Here is a 1,205-nt window from a genome sequence, read left to right as displayed (position 1 = left end):
TCACTTGATGGAGCTCTGCGCGGCTTCGAGGGCCTCGGACGGCGTCTTGCTGCCGGACAGCGCCGCCTGGAACGCGGTCCACATCGGCTCGGAAATCTTCGGATACTTCGTGCCGAGGTTGTCACTGGTACGGCCCTTCGCGGCCTTGACCGCCTCGACCCACACCTTCAACTCCGGATTCGCCGCCACCTGCTTGTCCTGCACCGCGGTCGTCGCCGCCACATACGACAGCGTGGTGTCCGTGGTCAGCGCATTATCCGCGTTCGTCAGACAGCTGATGATCTTCGTCGAGGCCGCGTACCGGCCGGTGTCGGACTGCACCGGCGCCGTCACGAACTCGCCACCGGTCGGCGCCGGAGCCGTCCCACCCGCCTGCGACGGAATCGGGATGATCCCGTACTCGAAACCGGTCTTCTTGGCATTGGCCAGTTGCCAAGTCCCGTTCTCACTGAACGCGAAATCCCCGGTGGCGAACTCCTGCCAACTCGTCGTCTGAGTGTTGTTCAGCACCGAGTTCGGCGCCAGGCCCTTCTTCAACCAATCGGTCCACAACGTCAACGCGGCCACACCCTGCGCCGAGTCCAGCTGAGTCAGATTCGCGCCCGAACCCCAGAACCACGGCAGGAACTGGAACGAACCCTCCTCAGTACCGATCGCCGAGAACGTGATGCCCTTCTTCCCGGCCGCCTTCACCTTCTCCAACGCCGCCGTCAACGACGCCCAGTCCTTGACCGTGGCCGGATCGACCTTCGCAGCGTCGAGCACCTCCCTGTTGTAGTACAACGCCAGAGTGTTCGCACCGATCGGAACACCGTAGGTCTTGCCGTTCAACTGACCCGCGGCCAACAGATTCGGCTCGATCGCCGACGTATCCGTCTTAGTCTCCTCGGTCGTGGTCAACACCCCACCCTCAGCCAGCGTCGACACCACCGGATTGTCCACGATCAACACATCCGGCGAACTACCCTGCTGCGCCGCCAACAGCGCCTTATTCGTCAAATCCGTCGTGTCGTAACCAGTCCGCTTCACCGACACACCCGCGTCAGTGCCACACCTGGTCAACAACTTCACCCAGTCCGACGCGTCATCGAACTGCGGATACGGATCCCAGATCTGATACGTGCCACCCACCTGACCAGACGTCGAATCCGTGCCGGCAGAGTCGTTCGAACAGGCGGTGGTGAGGCACACCGCGACGGAGAGCG

General features: G+C 62.9%; 1 protein-coding gene. It reads right to left on the bottom strand.

The window, feature by feature from the left end; genetic code table 11:
* Positions 1–1,191, bottom strand: coding sequence for a sugar ABC transporter substrate-binding protein (locus Ari01nite_RS49410; RefSeq protein ID WP_239163711.1), 1,191 nt, complete (start codon positions 1,189–1,191; stop codon positions 1–3).
* Positions 1,192–1,205 lie beyond the last annotated feature (14 nt).

Origin of the sequence: Paractinoplanes rishiriensis, from assembly GCF_016862375.1 — a bacterium.
Lineage (GTDB): Bacteria > Actinomycetota > Actinomycetes > Mycobacteriales > Micromonosporaceae > Actinoplanes > Actinoplanes rishiriensis.
This window is presented reverse-complemented; position numbering and strand designations above follow the sequence as displayed.